Source organism: Janthinobacterium longum (genome assembly GCF_051380735.1).
GTDB lineage: Bacteria > Pseudomonadota > Gammaproteobacteria > Burkholderiales > Burkholderiaceae_D > Janthinobacterium.
The window spans coordinates 89501-107332 of record NZ_JBNYXQ010000010.1 but is presented as its reverse complement, the minus strand read 5'-3'; the positions used below and the strand labels follow the sequence as shown (position 1 = coordinate 107332).

18 protein-coding genes are annotated in these 17832 nt (G+C 60.7%); 1 reads left to right on the top strand and 17 read right to left on the bottom strand.

Features of this window, described 5'->3' with window-relative positions:
• Positions 1 to 4: 4 nt before the first annotated feature.
• The 16 genes from ACQ4WM_RS21215 to alaC form a co-directional block, all read right to left on the bottom strand.
• A complete protein-coding gene (locus tag ACQ4WM_RS21215; RefSeq protein ID WP_436548630.1) occupies positions 5 to 898 on the bottom strand; it encodes a prepilin-type N-terminal cleavage/methylation domain-containing protein in 894 nt (297 codons plus the stop codon).
• Positions 895 to 1452 (bottom strand): type IV pilus modification PilV family protein, encoded by a 558-nt coding sequence (locus tag ACQ4WM_RS21210; protein ID WP_436548629.1) that lies wholly within the window; start codon positions 1450 to 1452, stop codon positions 895 to 897. Before ACQ4WM_RS21210 ends, ACQ4WM_RS21215 begins: the two co-directional genes overlap by 4 nt.
• The gene (locus ACQ4WM_RS21205; RefSeq protein WP_436548628.1) at positions 1442 to 2014 is read right to left on the bottom strand and encodes a pilus assembly FimT family protein; all 573 of its coding nucleotides are present in this window, start codon (positions 2012 to 2014) and stop codon (positions 1442 to 1444) included. Before ACQ4WM_RS21205 ends, ACQ4WM_RS21210 begins: the two co-directional genes overlap by 11 nt.
• Before the next feature lie 103 nt (positions 2015 to 2117).
• Entirely contained in the window at positions 2118 to 2678 is a 561-nt protein-coding gene (locus tag ACQ4WM_RS21200) for a pilin (RefSeq protein WP_436548627.1), read from the bottom strand.
• A gap of 9 nt (positions 2679 to 2687) precedes the next feature.
• On the bottom strand, positions 2688 to 3197 hold the full coding sequence (locus ACQ4WM_RS21195) for a type II secretion system protein (RefSeq protein ID WP_436548626.1): 510 nt from the start codon (positions 3195 to 3197) through the stop codon (positions 2688 to 2690).
• Positions 3194 to 4423: a type II secretion system F family protein gene (locus tag ACQ4WM_RS21190; protein ID WP_436548625.1), complete on the bottom strand. Its 1230-nt coding sequence runs from the start codon at positions 4421 to 4423 to the stop codon at positions 3194 to 3196. Before ACQ4WM_RS21190 ends, ACQ4WM_RS21195 begins: the two co-directional genes overlap by 4 nt.
• Before the next feature lies 1 nt (position 4424).
• Positions 4425 to 6128, bottom strand: coding sequence for a GspE/PulE family protein (locus ACQ4WM_RS21185; RefSeq protein ID WP_436548624.1), 1704 nt, complete (start codon positions 6126 to 6128; stop codon positions 4425 to 4427).
• Between the two features lie 151 nt (positions 6129 to 6279).
• Positions 6280 to 6735 carry a MaoC family dehydratase gene (locus ACQ4WM_RS21180; protein ID WP_436548623.1) on the bottom strand — a complete coding sequence of 152 codons (456 nt, stop codon included), beginning with the start codon at positions 6733 to 6735 and terminating at the stop codon, positions 6280 to 6282.
• A 45-nt stretch (positions 6736 to 6780) separates the two neighbouring features.
• On the bottom strand, positions 6781 to 7926 hold the full coding sequence (locus ACQ4WM_RS21175; protein ID WP_436548622.1) for an acyl-CoA dehydrogenase family protein: 1146 nt from the start codon (positions 7924 to 7926) through the stop codon (positions 6781 to 6783).
• Between the two features lie 28 nt (positions 7927 to 7954).
• Positions 7955 to 9145: an acyl-CoA dehydrogenase family protein gene (locus ACQ4WM_RS21170; protein ID WP_436548621.1), complete on the bottom strand. Its 1191-nt coding sequence runs from the start codon at positions 9143 to 9145 to the stop codon at positions 7955 to 7957.
• Between the two features lie 143 nt (positions 9146 to 9288).
• Positions 9289 to 10878, bottom strand: coding sequence for an aspartate:alanine exchanger family transporter (locus ACQ4WM_RS21165; RefSeq protein WP_436548620.1), 1590 nt, complete (start codon positions 10876 to 10878; stop codon positions 9289 to 9291).
• 300 nt (positions 10879 to 11178) lie between these two features.
• Complete coding sequence (infA, locus tag ACQ4WM_RS21160; RefSeq protein ID WP_166105866.1) at positions 11179 to 11397, bottom strand: translation initiation factor IF-1; 219 nt, start codon at positions 11395 to 11397, stop codon at positions 11179 to 11181.
• Between the two features lie 345 nt (positions 11398 to 11742).
• Positions 11743 to 12543 (bottom strand): alpha/beta fold hydrolase, encoded by an 801-nt coding sequence (locus ACQ4WM_RS21155; RefSeq protein ID WP_436548619.1) that lies wholly within the window; start codon positions 12541 to 12543, stop codon positions 11743 to 11745.
• A 163-nt stretch (positions 12544 to 12706) separates the two neighbouring features.
• The gene (locus ACQ4WM_RS21150) at positions 12707 to 13621 is read right to left on the bottom strand and encodes a sensor histidine kinase (RefSeq protein WP_436548618.1); all 915 of its coding nucleotides are present in this window, start codon (positions 13619 to 13621) and stop codon (positions 12707 to 12709) included.
• A gap of 60 nt (positions 13622 to 13681) precedes the next feature.
• Positions 13682 to 13897 carry a hypothetical protein gene (locus ACQ4WM_RS21145; protein ID WP_436548617.1) on the bottom strand — a complete coding sequence of 72 codons (216 nt, stop codon included), beginning with the start codon at positions 13895 to 13897 and terminating at the stop codon, positions 13682 to 13684.
• A gap of 225 nt (positions 13898 to 14122) precedes the next feature.
• A complete protein-coding gene (alaC, locus tag ACQ4WM_RS21140) occupies positions 14123 to 15343 on the bottom strand; it encodes an alanine transaminase (protein WP_436548616.1) in 1221 nt (406 codons plus the stop codon).
• 304 nt (positions 15344 to 15647) lie between these two features.
• On the opposite strand from alaC, the gene ACQ4WM_RS21135 reads away from it, so the two are divergent.
• Positions 15648 to 16331: a pentapeptide repeat-containing protein gene (locus ACQ4WM_RS21135; RefSeq protein ID WP_436548615.1), complete on the top strand. Its 684-nt coding sequence runs from the start codon at positions 15648 to 15650 to the stop codon at positions 16329 to 16331.
• Between the two features lie 167 nt (positions 16332 to 16498).
• Here the strand turns inward: ACQ4WM_RS21135 and ACQ4WM_RS21130 are convergent, their stop codons facing one another.
• Positions 16499 to 17728, bottom strand: a complete 1230-nt coding sequence (locus ACQ4WM_RS21130) for an MFS transporter (protein WP_436548614.1) — start codon at positions 17726 to 17728, stop codon at positions 16499 to 16501.
• Positions 17729 to 17832 lie beyond the last annotated feature (104 nt).

Here is a 17832-nt window from a genome sequence, read left to right as displayed (position 1 = left end):
GGCTTCATGGAGTATTAACCACTTGCGTCTGCTGTAACAAGCTGATGGTGCCGGTATTGCTGTTGGCGGCGCCCAGGGACAGTGCAACGCTGACCAAACCACGTTGAACATTCGCAATGGCACTGTAATTGAAAGAACACGCAGTCACCGACTGCGCCAGCAAGGCGCCGGTTCCCAGCAGCGGCGCGGCGGCGGCGTCGACCGGCTGGGTGGCCTGGATGGCGTAGCCTGAATAGCGCGTGAGCGTGCCTTTGACGCTGTCGCAGGCATAACTGACCGGGGTGGAGACGACCTGGAAGCGGTACGATGGCGACGCCAGTGGCGGCGACTGCGCCAGGAAGGGGTTGTTTTCCAGTGTGATCACGTTGCCGCTTACCCCGGTGACAGTAGCGCGGTTACAGCCGGCCGCACAATTATAGGCATCGGCCGGTACGTAGCCTGGGCCCAGGTTATACACAACAATAAAATCTCCTGGGCGGATTTGCTGGCGTGCGCTCTGCGCATCAGCCGGCATGGCGCCCACGACGGTAAATTTATTCGGATTGGCGCGCGCAATACTGGGGTCAAAACCCAGCGCGTCGCCCAAGCCGGGGCCATCCGCATCGCTCAGGTAGCGCCCGCCCGATTTTGTCAGCAGCAATTCCAGGTATTGGCCGTTGGTACTGACACGCACGCTGTTGGGCAAGGCCAGACGCAGGTCGCGCGTAATGCGGCGTGCGGCAGTATCGGCGGCGTCGGCAAGGCTGGCGCGCGCTGTAGCGTCTATATAGCCTTGCACCGGCACTCGGATGAACACAGCCACCATGCCACCTATGATGCCGGTAATGACGATCACAATGATCATCTCCACCAGCGTAAAGCCACGTGCACGGTTGAGGAAAGCCAGATGTCTTTTCATGGAATATTATTCGGTGCGTAGCGCGTGCGGTAGCCATCGAGCACAATTTCCTGCTTGTCGCCATACGGCACGCGCACCTCGATATGCAGCACCTCGCTGGCGGGCAGGCCATTCAGGCTGGTGGCAGTGATTTTGACCAAAGGCTTCAATATGCCACCGGTGGCTGAAAATGGCACACCGGCCGCATCACTGCTGTACTCGACAGCCGCGCCGCTGGCGCTGCCATAATCGCTAACATTGTCAAACGGACGTGGCACACCGCCAGCTTCCTGTCCCATTCCTTCGGGAACCGTGCAGCCGGCGCTGCTAGTCGCTGTTTCTGCAGCAGCATCTGTCGGATCGCAATAAGTGATGCGCGCCAGCGTGATTTCCTCGAGCATGCTTTCGGCAACAGCCAGCGCCTGCTTGCGCAATTGCGGATCGGCGCTACGGCTGGTGGTCAAGCTCATCACTCCCACGATGGCGGAGGTGGCTACGCCGATGATAACGATGAACAGCACCAGTTCGATCAGGGTGACGCCGTTCTGGCGCGAAGGTAACCTTCTAGTGGACATAGCCAGTGCCGTTCTCGACCACGATATCGCGGTTCATGCCGTCGCCCGCCACACGCAACGTCAATCCCCGGGTAAAGGTGGAAGCGGCCGGGAAAACATCGGCCGTCTCATAAGGCTGGCCCAGCGCATCGAAATAAAAGCCGCTGCCGTGTGGCGGAGTCACCGCCAGGATGGACAAGGTTACCTTGTCCGGACGCCCTGCGCACAGCCAGTCGGGGCTGTTGCTGCAATACGCCAGCGTTTCCTTGCTGCCGTTGTTACTTCCTACTGCCGGCCTCACCCTGGCCGCCGCAGTGCAAAGCGCGTCGAAACACAGGGCCACGCTCTGGCCATCGAGGCGCACGTAGACAGGCCGGTTCTGCGCCACGGCCAGCTTTTGCGCATAGCGCAGCATATCGGTCGCCTGGTCGGCAAACGCGCGCGCATCAAACGTCTCGCGCTGAAAGAAGCGGCCGGCAGCAAAGGTGGCAAGGATGCCCGCAATAACCAGCAGGGAGATCAACTCGATCAGCGTAAAGCCGCGCGCGTCAGGGTAGGCAATGGGTGTTGATACTGGTTGCAAGGGAAGACCCGTAAAAAAGCCCAACTGGCGGGGGCCTGGGGTTGGGCTGGTGACGCAAAGAATGGCAGGACTGTCCATGCCATTCTGTCAAACGGCTACAACATTATTTGCACGTGGTGGTGCTTGCATTGACCACGATATTAGGTGAGCCGTTAGCTGCGGTTGGGGCGGTGTAGACCACCGAGCAGCTTGCACGGCTTGCAGTAGCAGTTGGATCGACCGTCACGGTCAGCGTGGCTGTAGCGCCGGTACCAGCAACAGTCAAACCATAATCCGTAGCCGTCAGACCGGACGCAAACTGGATACCAGTGACGCTTGCTGCCGGATATCCATTCACGCCAGCAACACCCGTACCCTCCATCTGAACAGTACTACCGTCAGCTGGCGAACCTGCGACCAGCCATTGCGCATGATACAGCGCCGCACCAGCCTTAACAGCGCTAGCGGCAGCCTGCATCTTGGCCACACGCGCGTCGGTCGACATATCAACAAACTTGGGAATGGCCGTCGCAGCCAGAATACCCAGGATAACGATAACGACCACCAGCTCAATCAGGGTAAAACCTGCTTGGGCGCCACTTTTGAAACTGCGTAACGACTTGTTCATTGCTTGCTCTCCAAAAATCAAAAAAATAAATCCGTGAAACCGATCACCACGCGGCATGCCGCTGGCTTATTTCCTGCCAGACTGTGCCGCATCGAGCGCCACAATGTCAGGCACGCTTGCCAGCTGCTCAATGTTGGCATCAACTTGGGGCAAGGTTACCTTAAATTTCAGCGGGACAATACTTTTAGCTGAAAAAATATTACCTACCCTTAACAAATACACCAATTTTTGATCAGCTTTATCAAAATACCAATTCCCTCCTGGCAAAGTATCTATTTCAGGTGCTTGCAGCTCACCCAGGTCATTCGATTGCCGTTCAGCCAGCCAATCGAGCGGATTTTGCTGCTGCAACAACGGCAATTGAGAGCGCTTGCCATCAATTACCAACCGCAGCGCCTGCACACGCAAACTGGTCCGCAGCGCACCGATCATGCGCGCGACGGCCGCGCGTTCAGCTTGCTCCTGGTAAAAACTGAGGCGACTAAGCAAGACCGTCGCCAGGATCGAGAAAACGGCCACCACCACCCCGAGTTCGAACAGCGTGTATCCGCGCTGGCGTTGTCGTATCGCCGTCAATGCAGCGCTACCCGGCCTAGGTCCCAGATCGGCAGGAAGATGCCTAAAGCCAATACCAGTACCATTGCGCCTAGAAACACAATCAATATTGGCTCGATCTGCGCCGACAAGGTCTTCAATTCATAATCGACCTCGCGTTCGTACATGTCGGCGATCTCGTCCATCAACTCGTCCAGCGAGCCCGACTCCTCGCCGACGGCGATCATCTGCAGCACTACCGGCGTGAACACATTCGCCGCCACCGAGGTGCGCAAAATGCTCTCGCCGCGTTCCACGCCATCCCGCATCTGTTCGACCCGTGCGCACAGATAGTGATTATCGACCGTCTGCGATACCACCGTCAAAGCCTGTACGATGGGCACGCCGCTGCTGCTTGACAAGGCAAAGCTGCGCGCGAAACGGGCCATGGTGCCCTTCTGGATGATCTTGCCGGCGATCGGCACGCGGAGCTTGATACGGTCCCATTCGTAGCGACCATCGGCGGTTTTCAGCCAGGCGCGCCAGCTGAACAGCCCGACAGCGCCTGCCAGCAGCAGCAAAGGCCAGTAGTCGGTGGTGAAGCGCGACGTGCCGATCAGGACGCGCGTCATCAGCGGTAGTTCGGCATTGAAGCTGTCGAATACCTTGACGAACTGCGGAATGACAAACATGTTGACTACCACCATTGCGGCCAGCATGGCGAACACCACGAAGGTCGGGTAGCGGGTGGCCGACTTCACGCGGGCGCGCATTTCACGGTCAAATTCCAGGTGATCGAACAGGCGCAGGAAGACTTCGTCGAGGCGGCCCGTCATTTCGCCCACCCTCACCATCGACAGGTAAAACGGCGTAAAGACGGCCGGGTGGCGCGCCATGGCGGCCGACAGTTCGCGCCCGGCATCAAGCGACTCGCGGATATCCTTGATAACGCGGCCAAACGCGGGGCTGATGGCCGACTCCTGCAGGCCGGCCAGGCCGCGCATGATGGGCACGCCGGCTTTCAGCAAGGTATACATCTGGCGGCTGAACAGCTGCACGTCCATCGACGTGACTTTCTTTTCAGTCAGGCGCTGCCACAGGCCGATATCGCCGCTGGTGGTGACTGCCTTCTTCGTTTCCACGATATCGACCGGCGTGGCGCCGGTGGCGAACAGCTGGTTGGCCACCGCACCGCTGTCGGCGCCCTCCATCACGCCTTGCAGCAATTCGCCACTGGCGTTACGGGCTTTGTAGGCGAAAAAAGGCACGTTACTCCTCGTTCTGGTTGCTGATGCGCATCGCTTCGGAGATTGTCGTGCGACCTTGCACCACCAGTTGCACCGCGTGGCGGCGCAGGGTTTCGCCGGCCATCTCGGCGTTGGCGGCCTTCAGGAAGTGCGAAGGGTCGGCATGGTTGGCGGCATCGACCACGGCGCGCGTCATTTCCAGCAGTTCATACACGCCGGTACGGCCCCGGTAACCCATGCCGTTGCAATGCGAGCAGCCCTTGCCATGGTGGTACTGGGTGCGGTCGACCAGTTCACCCAGCTCCATGCGCAGCCATTCGGCCTCGGTCGGCGTCGGCGTGTATGGCGTGGTGCAGCTTTCGCAGATCACGCGCACCAGGCGCTGCGCCAGCACCGCTTGCAGCGAGCTGCCCACCATATAGCGCGGCACGCCCATGTCCATCAGGCGCAGCGGGGTACTGGCCGCGTCATTCGTGTGCAGGGTCGAAAGAACCAGGTGGCCCGTCATTGCGGCGCGCAGGCCGATCTGCGCCGTTTCCTGGTCGCGCATCTCGCCCACCAGCACGATGTCCGGGTCTTGCCGCAGGGCCGAACGCAGCACCCTGGCAAAGTTCAGCTCGATCTTGTCGTTGACCTGCACCTGGTTGATGCCGGGCAGGCGGTATTCGACCGGGTCTTCCACCGTGATCAGCTTTTTTTCCACCGAATTGAGTTCGGCCAGCGCGCAATACAGGGTGGTGGTCTTGCCGCTACCGGTCGGGCCCGTTACCAGCACCAGACCGTTCGGGCGCTGCACGATGGCGCGAAATTTCTTGACCAGCGCCGGCGGCATGCCGATCGCGTCCAGGCGCAGCGCGGTGCCGCCCTGGTTCAGCAGACGCATCACCACCGATTCGCCGTATTGCGTCGGCATGGTGGAAATACGCACGTCGATGCGCTGGTTTTTTACACGTATGGCGAAGCGGCCGTCCTGCGGCAGGCGCTTTTCGGAAATATCAAGATCCGACATCAATTTGAGGCGCAGCGCCAGCGAAGGCGCGATCTTGATATCGGCTTCCGTCTGCAGGTGCAGCACGCCGTCGATGCGGAAACGGATCTGCAGCCGGCTTTCCTGCGGTTCGATATGGATGTCCGAAGCGCGCACCTGGGTCGCATCGTCGAACACCGACTGCAGCAGCTTGACGATAGGCGCTTCTTCCAGGCCCGGATTGGCGGCCAGCGCGCCGAAGTCGACCGAGACGTCGCCCAAGTCCTGCTCCAGCTCGCGCGTCAGCGTGGAAATATCTTCGGTGCGGCGGTAAATGCGGTCGATCGCCGCCAGCACTTCGGTTTCGTTGACCACCGCCAGTTCGATATTGCGCTTGACCAAGCGCGCGATCTCGTCGTAGGCGAACAGGTCGGTGGGGTCGGACATGCCGACCAGCAGCCCCTCGCGACGGTCTTCCAGCACCAGCGCCCGGAAGCGGCGGGCCTGGGTTTCCGGCAGCAATCGCACCAGTTCCGCATTGATGTTGAAAAACTTCAGGTTGATATAGGGAATGTCGAGCTGGCGCGCCAGGGCGCCCGAGATCTGTTCTTCCGTGACATAGCCATGCTCGATGAACACGCGGCCCAGCTTGCGGCCCGAACGTTTCTGCTCCGTCAAGGCCATGCCCAACTGTTCTTCAGTCAGCAGGTTCTGCTGCACCAAAATTTCACCGAGCCGAACTTTCTCTGGCCTTGCCATGCTTGCTCCTCAACAGAATCGACGCCCACGCGCCTGACGGTATTGCACCGGCATTCTATTCCAGAACGTGTTGTTTCTTAAAGAAAATATCTTTGCCTGCTTGATTTGACAACCTTGCTGCCAGCTCGTTACAGCGCTCGTGAAAGTCGCATCACGCGTAACAGCGCATCAGGAATTGCGCCACGCACACCGGCTTGGCATCGCCTTCGCGCTCCATGGTCACTGCCCAGTTCACCTGGGCGCCTTCGGCCAAATTGTCCACCGACAAGATATCGAGCCGCGCGCGCAAGCGGCTGCCGACCGGCACCGGTGCGGGAAAGCGCACCTTGTTCAGGCCGTAGTTGATGGCCATGCTGATGCCGGCCATGTGCAGGGCATTTTGCAGCATGGCCGGCAGCAGCGACAGGGTCAAAAAACCGTGCGCCACCGTGCAGCCATATGGCGACTCGCGCGCGCAGCGATCAGGATCGACATGAATCCACTGATGGTCGTCGGTGGCGGCGGCAAAGGCATCGATGCGCTGCTGGGTGATGCTGATCCATTCGGAGACGGCCACATGCTGGCCGGCAAGCGCCCGGAAGCCGGCGATACCATCAATATTATGCATTGGCCGCCTCACCTTCGAAATACCACAGTTTTGGCGCCGTGGCAGTCATGCGCTCTCCGATGGCAAAAAGCCCGGTTGGGCAACAAAGCGCTCGATATGATGGTCCGCATCGCCCAGGCTCAGGCCTATCATGGTCAGGCGCTTGAAATGGTGGGCGGCAAGCACTTCGTTGGTGACGCCCATGCCGCCATGCAACTGGACGGCTTGCTGGCCGACAAAGGTCGCCGCCTGCCCTACCCTGGCCTTGGCGGCCGAGACGATGCGGCGCCGTTCCACCGGCTCTGCCGTATCGACCCTGGCGGCCGCCAGCATGGCCATCGAACGCGCCTGTTCGAGGTGGATGAACATATCGGCCATGCGGTGTTGCAGCGCCTGGAACTTGCCGATCGGCGCGCCGAATTGCTGGCGCGTTTTCAGGTATTCCAGGGTGGCCGCGAAGATGGCGTCCATCGCGCCGACGGCTTCGGCACATAACAGCGTGGCGCCGTAGTCTGCTGCCGCGTCGAGCAGCTGCCAGCCCTTGCCAGCGCCGCCGATCAGCGCATCGCCACCCAGCACCACTTGTACCAGGGTCACACTGGCGGCGCGCTGGCCGTCGATGGTGCGGTAGTCGCGCACGCTGACACCGGGCGCGTTGACAGGCACCAGGAACAGCGAAATGCCGTCCGTATCGCGATGTTCCCCGTGGCTGCGGGCCGAGACGACCAGGTAATCGGCTTGCGCGCCATGGATCACCACGGTTTTCGTGCCGTCCAGGACAAAGCCGTCGCCGCTACCGGTGGCCGTGGTGGCGATATCGTGCAAGTCGTGGCGCGACTGCGCTTCGCCGAGGGCGCTGGCTAGCTTGACGCTGCCTTGCGCCACCTGCTCCAGCACGCTGGCGTGGCCGCCGGCCAGCTTCAAAAAGTGCGCAGCAAATACGGTGGCGAAATACGGTTCGACCACCAGTGCGCGTCCCAGCTCCTGCATTACCAAAAGCATGTCGACGGCCGTGCCGTCAAAGCCGCCCTGCTCGCCCGGCAGCGGCAAGGCCGTCATGCCCAGCTCGGCGAGCGTGGCCCAGGCGGCATCCGAGGTGCCGCTGGCGGAGTGAATAATGGCCTGGCGTGTCTCGAAACGGTAATCCTTGACGGCCCAGCGCCGCAGCGCATCGGCGAACTGCTGCTGTTCCTGGTTGAAAGTAAAGTCCATATTGTGTTCCTTGTCTGCCTTGTCTGCCTTACAGGCCCAGGATCATCTGCGTGATGATGTTTTTTTGAATTTCGTTCGAGCCGCCGTAGATCGACGTCTTGCGGTAATTGAAGTAATAGCCGGCCAGCGGTGCTGCCAGGTCGTTGCCGGCTGCGCTGTGTTCCTGTTCACCGTCCAGATAGGCCGGATCGAAGGGCAAGGCTTGCGGGCCCAGCGCTTCGACCATCAGTTCCGTCAGCTGCTGCTGGATTTCCGAGCCGCGCACTTTCAGCATCGAGGCCTGCGGCCCCGGCCCCTTGCCTTCCTCGCTGATCACGCGCAGCACCGTCATCTCCAGCGCCATCAATTCGATTTCCACGCCGGCCACCCTGGCCGCAAAGGCCGGGTCGCGCAGCAGCGGCTGGCCTTTTTTGAATTGCTGCATGGCCAGCTGCTTGAGGAAGGCCAGCTCGCGTTTCGAGCGGCCGACGGCGGCAATGCCCGTGCGCTCATGGCCCAGCAGGTATTTGGCGTAAGTCCAGCCGCGGTTTTCCTGCCCCACCAGGTTGGCCACCGGCACTCTTACATTGTCGAAAAACACTTCGTTGATCTCGTGGTCTTCGTCGAGCATGATAATGGGGCGCACGGTAATGCCTGGCGTTTTCATGTCGATCAGCAAGAAGCTGATGCCTTCCTGCTTGCGCACGCTCGTATCCGTGCGCACCAGGCAGAAGATCATGTCGGCATGCTGGGCCAGGGTAGTCCAGGTTTTCTGGCCGTTGACGATATAGTCATCGCCATCGCGTACGGCCGTGGTTTTCAGCGAGGCCAGGTCGGAGCCGGCGCCCGGCTCGGAGTAGCCCTGGCACCACCAGTCGTCGCAATTGAGGATGCGCGGCAAGTAATGGGCTTTTTGTGTTTCGCTGGCGAAGGCCATGATGACGGGCGCCACCATGTTGATGCCGAATGGCAAAATCGGCGGCGTGGCGGCGCGCGCGCATTCGTCTTCCCATATATGGCGCTGCACGGCTGTCCAGCCGGTGCCGCCGTATTCGACCGGCCAGGCCGGCGCAGCCCAGCCCTGCTGCGCGACGATCTTGTGCCAGCGCACGTAATCGTCACGGGTCAAACGCAAGTGGCCACGCACCTTGCGCTGCAGCTCCAACGGCAAGTGGCTGTCCAGAAAGGCGCGCACCGTGTCGCGAAACGCCATCTCGTCGCTTGAATAATTCAAATCCATGTCTGTCTCCCTCTTGTTATATGTCGCGTGGCGATTGCGCGCAAGAAAGCTCAGCGCACAAAAAAAGCACGACCGTTCTCAAGGATTGTACAACAGAATGGGAGTGGCGCCAGCGGTTTTCAGGCCGCCGGCGCGAGGGGCACTTAGCCGTACAGGTGCAGCAATATTTGCACGGCGATGATTTTGACGATGGTCATGCTGGGGAAAATCATGGCGTAACCGAGGTTGGGCCGGTCGGACTTGGCCAGGCGGTTGGCAAACACCAGCACGGCCGGATTGCCAGTGGCGCCAGCGGCGATTCCCAGCAATTCGGGGAACGGCAGGCGCAGGAAGAACTTGCCCAGCAACACCACCAGCGCGACCACCACCAGCACCGTGACGGCGCCCAGCAGCAACATCGGCAAACCGTCGGCGCCGGCCTGCTGCAGGAAAGGCAAGCCGGACGCCATGCCAACCGAGGCCAGGAAGATCGTCAGGCCATAGTTGCGCATGACCAGATTGGCCGACAGCGGCAAGCGCCAGCTGATCTTGCCGACACGGCCCAGCCGGCCCAGGATCAGCGCCATCACCAGCGGCCCACCAGCCAGGCCCAGGCTGAACGAACCTATCCAGGGCAAAGGAATCGGCACCAGGCCCAGCAGCACGCCAAGCACCATGCCCATGCCCAGCGACACATAGCTGAACTCGGCCGTGGCCGTGATCGAATTGCCGAACAGCTTGCGCACGTCGGCCGCGTGGCTGGCTGGCGCGATCACCGTCACCCGGTCGCCAAACTCCAGCGTCAGAAAGGGCTGCGGCAGGATCATGGCGTCACCGCGGCGGATAAAGGCCAGCTTGGCGGGAAAATCCTTGAACAGGTTCAGCTCGCCCAACGGCACGCCAACGATTTCGGCGTCCGAGACGAACACCTCGATGCCGTCATAATCGCGGCGGTCTTTCATCAGCCGGCCCGGGTCCAGATGGCCCAGCGCGGCGCGCGCAGCGTCGACGGCGGCCACCGTACCAGCCACCATCAGCGCGTCGCCGACACCGATGACCAGGCCGGGATCTGGCAGGCTGTTCTGATGGCCATGGCGCACGCCGATCACCTGCACGCCTGCCAGCGGGCCGTCGGCCAGCTCGGACAGGGTGGCGCCCGCCAGCGCATCGCGGTCAATTGCGATTTCAGAGACAACGATGGGCACCGGCGGCGGGGCCAGCACGGGCTTCAGGACGCGTCCGGCCAGATACAGGCCCAGCATCGGGCCCACCACACCGAAAGGATACGCCACCGCATAGCCGACGGCCGCATCGCGATTGCCATGCGACGCTTCCATCGCCGCCTGCAGCGCGGCAGTGCTGGTCATGGCGCCGGCAAACACGCCGCTGGCCATGCGCAGGGAAATATCGATCCACTGCCCACCCCAGATGGACACGGCCAGCCCGCCCATTACGGCAGCCAGGGCGATCAGGTTATGTTTCTGCCCGGCGCCACGCAGGCCGGCAAAAAACTGCGTGCCGTACTGCACGCCTATGCCATACAAAAACAGCAACAGGCCGATCGAGCCGACAAGCGGCGGCGGCACCGAACCGGGCGCAAACGCGCCCAGCGCCAGCCCGGCAAACAGCACGCCACCGACGCCCAGCGAAAAACCAAACACACTGATACGTCCCAGCGCATAGCCCAGGCCGATAACCAGGAACAGCGCCAGGATAGGCGTCGATTCCAGCGTATGACGCAACAATTCCATCATCTGACAGTTTCCCAAGGTTAAAAGTTGACAGTGTAGCATTGATGCCAGCTTGACAAGTAGTGAAGCCAAAAAAAACCCGCTACGGGAGCGGGTTGAATCTAATTCCTGTGAGGAAGTAGAGGAGACAGGACAATCATGCCGCATCGCAGCATATTTATCCAATCATCTTTTCCTATGGTGCCGATATGCAAAACCTATATCTGCTTGCAAGCCACATCGAGCGCTCGCACGCGCGAGCAGTTCGCTCGAATGAACGGCAGCGCAGCACGCGGCTTTGCCGCCCCCGTCACAGGGAGTCGCTTATTTGGTACGGAATACGATACGCGCCTTGCTCAGGTCATACGGGGTCAGTTCCACGTTGACCTTGTCACCAGGCAGGATACGGATATAGTTCTTGCGCATTTTTCCCGAAATATGGCCCAGTACGAGGTGTCCATTTTCGAGCTTGACGCGAAACGTGGCGTTGGGAAGGTTTTCCAAAATTTCGCCTTGCATTGCTATGACATCATCTTTTGCCATCGAATTTCCTATAGTGATACAACTTTATTGGTGGAGTCGCTTTTTTTGCGCGGCAGTGGCACGATCAGTGGCAGCGGCGGCCAGAATCGCCAGGCATCGCTCACCACATGGATAACGCACTTTCCTTGCCCGGGGCGTTATTTTACCAGTAACACGGCGCCACCGGGACAAGAGCGCCGATACCGGGCGCAAAAAAAAGCCCGCTACTGGAGCGGGCTGAATCTATTTCCTTTGAGGAAGTAGAGGAGACAAGTGCATCTTGATGCATTGCAGCATATAAATCCAATTATCTGTTGTGATGACAGAAATACGCTTCATCAATATCTGGACCAGACAACGGTTGCCTTACCTGGCGCTGCTGGCCGCCTCTTCGATCAGCTTGGCGACCTCCGCCGGGTGCGAGGTCATCACCACGTGCGAGGCGCCGTCGATCACGATGGTTTTCTTTGCATTTGCACGCTTGGCCATGAAGGCTTGCGCTTCGGCAGGAATATTCTTGTCTGCCTTGCCGTAGACAAACCACGACGGGATATCCTTCCAGGCTGGCGCCGGCGACGCTTCGTTCAAGGCCGCATCGGTGATCGGGCGCTGGCCCGCTGCCATCAGGCGCGCCTTGTCTGCCGGCAGGTCGGCCGCAAACTGCGCGTGGAATTTGGCCTGTTCGATATACAGGTCATTGCTGCCATCGGCCAGTGGCACCGGCTTGCCCAGCGCCGTACCCAAAGTGCCGCCGGGGAACTTGCCTGACAAGCCGGCTGCCGTCTCGCCCGCTTCCGGGGCAAATGCCGCGACATAGACGAGCGCCTTGACGTTGGCGCCAGCTTGGGCTGCGGCGCTGATCACCGAGCCGCCATAGGAATGACCCACCAGGATCACGTCGCCAGGCACACTTTTGATCACGCGTGCCACCGAGTCCGCGTCGGTTTTCACGCTGCGCAGGTGATTGGCTGCGCCGATCACGGTATAGCCATCTTTTTGCAGCCTGGCAGTCACGCCATCCCAGCTCGACGAATCGGCAAAAGCGCCATGCACGAGGATGATGGTCGGCTTGACGGCTGCAGCCGATGCCTGGCTCGCTGGAACGACGCCGGCAAACAAGGTGCCGATGATGGCAGCGATCGAGAATGGATAGTTGAAGTTTTTCACGGTGGTCCCCGGTGGTGATAGTTGGCTTACGGCCCTGACGTTCAGGTGCGGCGATACTAGCACTCAAAAATGCAACTTTTCCGGAATGATTAACGACCCGATCTTCTTGCATGGAAACGGCCTGGTCCATGGATCAGGCAAGGGAGTGCTACCAATATCGCCATCAAGTGCGACGCCACCAAGGCAGAAATTTGCGCCGCCAGTTGCCGTCAACTCTGGCATACGCTGCGCGTGCCGGCACTTGCAGCTTCACCTCGGTGCCAGCGCCCGTATTGGCAATGCTGACCTTGCCACCGATGCCGCGCGCGCGTTCGCGCATGCCGGTCAGGCCCCAATGGGCGGATTTTCCGCCTGCGGCAAGGATGGCGGCATCGATGCCGCCACCATCGTCAGTGACCTGCAGCGTGAAATGCGCCGGCGCATAGACAAGGGCAATTTCCAGCGTGGAACCAGGCCCGGCCGGCAGCGCTCCGCGCCTGACCATGCAGACCTTTTCCGGGCAGGAGGACATCCACAGGTTGCCGTCGCGGTCAAACAACTTGTTGACCGCCATCGATGCCGAGGCCGCCTGCGGAAGGCGCGCCAGTGCCGGCCCCGCGTGGGGTAGATCGAAGCGTATCAGTTGCGTGCCCTCGCGCCGCCATAGCTGGCCATCGGGCGAGATGATCAGGCCCGGACTGTCGCCGGACGGGCCAACCGGATGAAATTTGCGCTTTTCCCTGTCCAGCAGAAACAGCTGCTTACCATCACCGACAAACAGGCTGCCGTACTGGTCCAGCACCATGTTTTCCACCTTCTCGGTGGGATAGTCCCAGCTCTTGCCGATGGTTTCCCAGGTCGTGCCGCGCAGTCGGCGCAAGCCGTTGCCGGCACCGACACAGAACGTGCCGTCCGCGTCGGCACGCACGGAAAAAGGCGTGGAAAAGGGCCGGTTCTGGACTGACGTCAGGTTGAGCACATGGCCATTGCGCAAAATGCTGAAGCCACCGAGCAAGTAGCCGATCAGCAAATCGCCATTCGGCGCCGCAAACATGGTGGAAATGCCGTTATAGGTCAACGCTTCGCCGGGAAGCGGCACGAAACGTTCGAAGGTAGTTCCGTCAAAACGGTACCGGCCACGCGTGGTACCCAGCCACAGTCAGCCATCGCTGGTCTGCGTCATTGCCGTCGTCATGGCTGGCGCACCCTCCTTCGCGCCCCACACGTCGTGGCGGTAGTCGCCGATGCGGAAGTGGCTGTCCAGCGCAAACGCCTGCGGCACGGTCAATATCGACAAACAGCAAAACCAGGCCAACCGGCGCAGGGACGATGGCGAGTGGCGTGCAAACCTGGCCTTGGCCTTGGACTTGAACATTTGGCATTCTGCAAATAATTGGACGGATGCGCATGGTACCCGGACAGTCACAAAAATGCAGGCAAAAAAAAGCCCGCTACTGGAGCGGGCTGAATCTATTTCCTGTGAGGAAGTAGAGGAGACAGAAGCATCATGCCGGATCGCAAGCTATAAAACCACTTTATATTGATGATATGGGAAATACGCTTGAGTGATAACAGTGGCAATCATTGATTCCATGCGGCATTATTTTGCGGCCTCTCCCCCGGCCATTGCCGGTGCGCGCAGCATGTTCCTGATGCCGCGCAGCGCCTGGCGCACGCGCGCCTCGTTTTCGATCAGGGCAAAGCGCACGTATTCGTCGCCGTACTCGCCGAAACCGATACCCGGCGATACACTGACCTTGGCTTTTTCCAGCAGCAGCTTGGCAAACTCCAGCGAACCCAGGTGGCGATACGCTGCCGGAATATGCGCCCAGATATACATCGAGGCCTTGGGCGTTTCCACCATCCAGCCAGCTTCATGCAAACCTTTGACAAGCACGTCGCGGCGGCGCTGGTATTGCGCGCAGATTTGCATCACGCAGCTTTGATCGCCTTCCAGCGCCGCGATCGCCGCCACCTGCACCGGCGTGAAACTGCCGTAGTCGTGGTAGCTCTTGATACGCGCCAGGGCCGCAACCAGCTCCGCATTGCCAACCATAAAGCCGATGCGCCAGCCTGCCATGTTATAGCTTTTCGACATGGTGAAAAATTCGACAGCCACGTCGCGCGCACCGGGCACCTGCATGATGGACGGCGCTTTCCAGCCATCAAAAGTGATGTCGGCATAGGCCAGGTCGTGCACCACGAGGATATTGTGCTGCTTGGCCAGCGCCACGACGCGCTCGAAAAACTCCAGTTCCACGCATTGCGCGGTGGGGTTCGATGGAAAACCCAGCACCATCATCTTGGGCTTGGGATAGCTTTCGCGGATTGCACGCTCCAGCTCGGCAAAGAAATCGACGCCGGGCCCCATGCGCACCGAGCGGATATCGGCGCCGGCGATCACCGCGCCCCAGATATGGATCGGGTAGCTGGGGTTGGGCACCAGCACCGTGTCGCCACGGTCCAGGGTGGCCAGCATCAAATGGGCCAGGCCTTCTTTCGAGCCGATCGTGACAATGGCCTCGCTGTCGGGATCGATCTCGACCTCATAGCGCTGCTTGTACCAGTGGGAAATGGCGCGGCGCAGGCGCGGAATGCCCTTCGAAGCGGAATAACCGTGCGTGTCGGGGCGCTTGACCGTATCGATCAGCTTGTCGACGATATGGCTGGGCGTGGCGCCGTCGGGATTACCCATCGACATGTCGATGATGTCCTCGCCACGGCGGCGCGCGGCCATCTTGAGTTCGGCGGTGATATTGAAAACGTAGGGGGGAAGACGATTGATGCGCGAAAAGCTGCGCGGAGTTTGGCTGTTTGTCATGAGACCTCTGTACGTAAGCGCCCGGATCCGTCCGAGCGACGTTGGCGCACTGCGTGCACCTGCAGCGATACTAACCTGGCGCCGTTCAGGCTGGCAAGGGCACGTTTGAAAGGCTACAATGGTTGCCTGTCGAAAATGAGCAAACCGGTTGGTAACCCGGTAGGTGTTGAAGCACAACATGCTCCCGCCCCACGCGGACCCACGGCGCTGATCCTGGCTGTTACACCAGTCGGGGGCTGCGTTATGGTCCGTGCACGCTTCCCGCCGCGCCATCCCTCCCCCGCTTTTACAAGGAAATAAACGGATGGCAATACACGAGACAACCGCGACCGGGCTGACACTGGAGCGCAGCGCGCTGGAACAACTGCTGGCGCAAGCGGTGCGCACCTTCGAGGGCTGCGCCTTTGACGACGCCGACCTGGCCCGGCTTGACCTGCAGGGCTGCTCCTTCGAGCGCTGCACCTTTACCGGTGCCAACCTGTTCGCCTGCAAGCTGGCTCGCACGACCTGGCGCCGTTGCCGCGCCGGCGGCGCCGATTTCGAATCCGTCGACGCGGTCGACGCCAGCTTCGAAGGCTGCGACCTGAACAATACCAAATGGCGGCGCGCCAAGCTCGCTTCCGCGTCCTGGCGCGGCTGCAAGCTGACCGGCGCCTCGTTCGAGGAAGTGGCGCACCTGGGCGCCAGCTTCGAAGACAGCCTGCTGATCGGCGCCGACCTGCGCGGCTTTTCCTTCCGCAAGTCCATCTTGAAGCAGCTCGATTTTTCCGAAGCCTATCTGGCCGGCTGCGACTTTCGCGACGTGATCTTCGAAGGCGGCAGCTTGCGCAATGCCGTATTGAAACTGGCCAAGTTCCAGGGCGCCGACCTGCGCGGCGCCGATATCGACGGCTTCAAGCTGACGGAAGCGGCGCTGTTCAAGGGCGCAGTCATTACGCATGCGCAAGCGGCCAATTTCGTGCGCGAGCTGGGCATTTCCGTGGTGTAGACAAAAATCCCGTCAAAAAAAAGCCCGCTGCGAGAGCGGGCTGAATCTAATTCCGTTGAGGAGTTAGAGGAGACAACTGAATGATGCTGCATCGCGGCATATAAAACCAATTGTCATTCATGATGATAGAAATGCGTTTTCATGATAACCATGCGAACGCTCGCTTTTCAGGCGGTGCGGCGCGACAAGCTCGGCAAGAATTCTCCCAGCCACACCAGCAGCGCCAGCGCCGGAAACGCCATGCCGGTCAACAACGTCGCTTGCCAGCCATAACTGGCGTACACCCAGGCGCCGACTGCGGAACCGGCTGCGCCACCGGCAAAGAACAGCGCGAAATACAGGCCATTCAAGCGGCCCCGCACTTCCGGCGCCAGGCTGAAGATGGCGCGCTGCCCCAACACCAGGTTGGCGGCCACGCCCATGTCGAGGACGATGGAAGCGATCACCAGCAAGCCCAGCGCCAGATGTTGCGATTTCGGTACAAACATCGGCAAGGCAAACGCCACCATGCCCAGGATCAAAGCGACGGCCGTGGCCGGCAAGGTATGGCCCGCATCGGCCAGGCGGCCGGCGATCGGCGAAGCGACGGCGCCGGCCATGCCGACCAGGGCGAAGATGGCGATGCCGGTTTGCGACAGGCCAAAAGCGGGGCTGGCCAGCACCAGTGGCGTGACGGTCCAGAACAGGCTGAAGGCACCGAACAGGCCAGCGTGATAAGCGGCGCGGCGGCGCAGCACAGGCGTGCCCAGCAGCAAATGCCACAGCGAAGCCATCAGCGCTGGGTAGCGGATAGTCGAGACCGGCTGGCGCAGCGGCAAGGCACGGCGCAACACTGCGGCCAGGGCCAGCATCAGCACGGCCGCGCCGCCAAACACCACGTGCCAGCTGGCATGGGCCGCCACCAGCGAAGCGGCCGGACGGGCCAGCATAATGCCCAGCAACAAGCCGCTGACCACCTTGCCGACGGCCTGGCCGCGCGTCGCTTCCTTCGACAAATGGGCGGCAAACGGCACAATCACCTGCGCCGCCACCGAACCGAGGCCGATCGCCAGCGCGGCGGCCAGGAACACGATGGCGCCGGTGCTGAGGGCAGCGACAATCAATGCAACGGCAGTGACCAGCAGGCCGGTGATGATCAGGCGGCGGTTTTCCAGCAAGTCGCCCAGCGGCACCACGAACAGCAGGCCCAGCGTGTAGCCGATCTGCGTCAGGGTGACGATCAGGCCGGCCGCCTTGGCCGACAGGCCGGTCGACGCGCTGATGGGGCCGACCAGGGTTTGTGCGTAATACAGATTGGCGACGATCAGGCCGGATGCGATCGCCAGCAGCAACACCATGCCGGACGAGATATCGGGCACCTCGCCGACGTTGGTGGAATTTTTGGAGGCCTTGTTCATGTTATTTCCTCGGTTGAATAAAGTAAGGCCATTGTAGGGAATTTATCGAAGAAGATAATTAGTGCATAATCGTTCTATACATTTCACATTAGATGAACAATCGA

Excerpts from the sequence above, each read along its gene's own strand:
- ACQ4WM_RS21175 (WP_436548622.1), bottom strand. The coding sequence starts at position 7,926 with ATGGACTTTACTTTCAACCAGGAACAGCAGCAGTTCGCCGATGCGCTG.
- ACQ4WM_RS21145 (WP_436548617.1), bottom strand. The coding sequence starts at position 13,897 with ATGTTCAAGTCCAAGGCCAAGGCCAGGTTTGCACGCCACTCGCCATCG.
- alaC (WP_436548616.1), bottom strand. The coding sequence starts at position 15,343 with ATGACAAACAGCCAAACTCCGCGCAGCTTTTCGCGCATCAATCGTCTT.
- ACQ4WM_RS21165 (WP_436548620.1), bottom strand. The coding sequence starts at position 10,878 with ATGATGGAATTGTTGCGTCATACGCTGGAATCGACGCCTATCCTGGCG.
- ACQ4WM_RS21170 (WP_436548621.1), bottom strand. The coding sequence starts at position 9,145 with ATGGATTTGAATTATTCAAGCGACGAGATGGCGTTTCGCGACACGGTG.
- ACQ4WM_RS21135 (WP_436548615.1), top strand. The coding sequence starts at position 15,648 with ATGGCAATACACGAGACAACCGCGACCGGGCTGACACTGGAGCGCAGC.
- ACQ4WM_RS21210 (WP_436548629.1), bottom strand. The coding sequence starts at position 1,452 with ATGTCCACTAGAAGGTTACCTTCGCGCCAGAACGGCGTCACCCTGATC.
- ACQ4WM_RS21200 (WP_436548627.1), bottom strand. The coding sequence starts at position 2,678 with ATGCCGCGTGGTGATCGGTTTCACGGATTTATTTTTTTGATTTTTGGA.
- ACQ4WM_RS21180 (WP_436548623.1), bottom strand. The coding sequence starts at position 6,735 with ATGCATAATATTGATGGTATCGCCGGCTTCCGGGCGCTTGCCGGCCAG.
- ACQ4WM_RS21130 (WP_436548614.1), bottom strand. The coding sequence starts at position 17,728 with ATGAACAAGGCCTCCAAAAATTCCACCAACGTCGGCGAGGTGCCCGAT.
- infA (WP_166105866.1), bottom strand. The coding sequence starts at position 11,397 with ATGGCAAAAGATGATGTCATAGCAATGCAAGGCGAAATTTTGGAAAAC.
- ACQ4WM_RS21185 (WP_436548624.1), bottom strand. The coding sequence starts at position 6,128 with ATGGCAAGGCCAGAGAAAGTTCGGCTCGGTGAAATTTTGGTGCAGCAG.
- ACQ4WM_RS21215 (WP_436548630.1), bottom strand. The coding sequence starts at position 898 with ATGAAAAGACATCTGGCTTTCCTCAACCGTGCACGTGGCTTTACGCTG.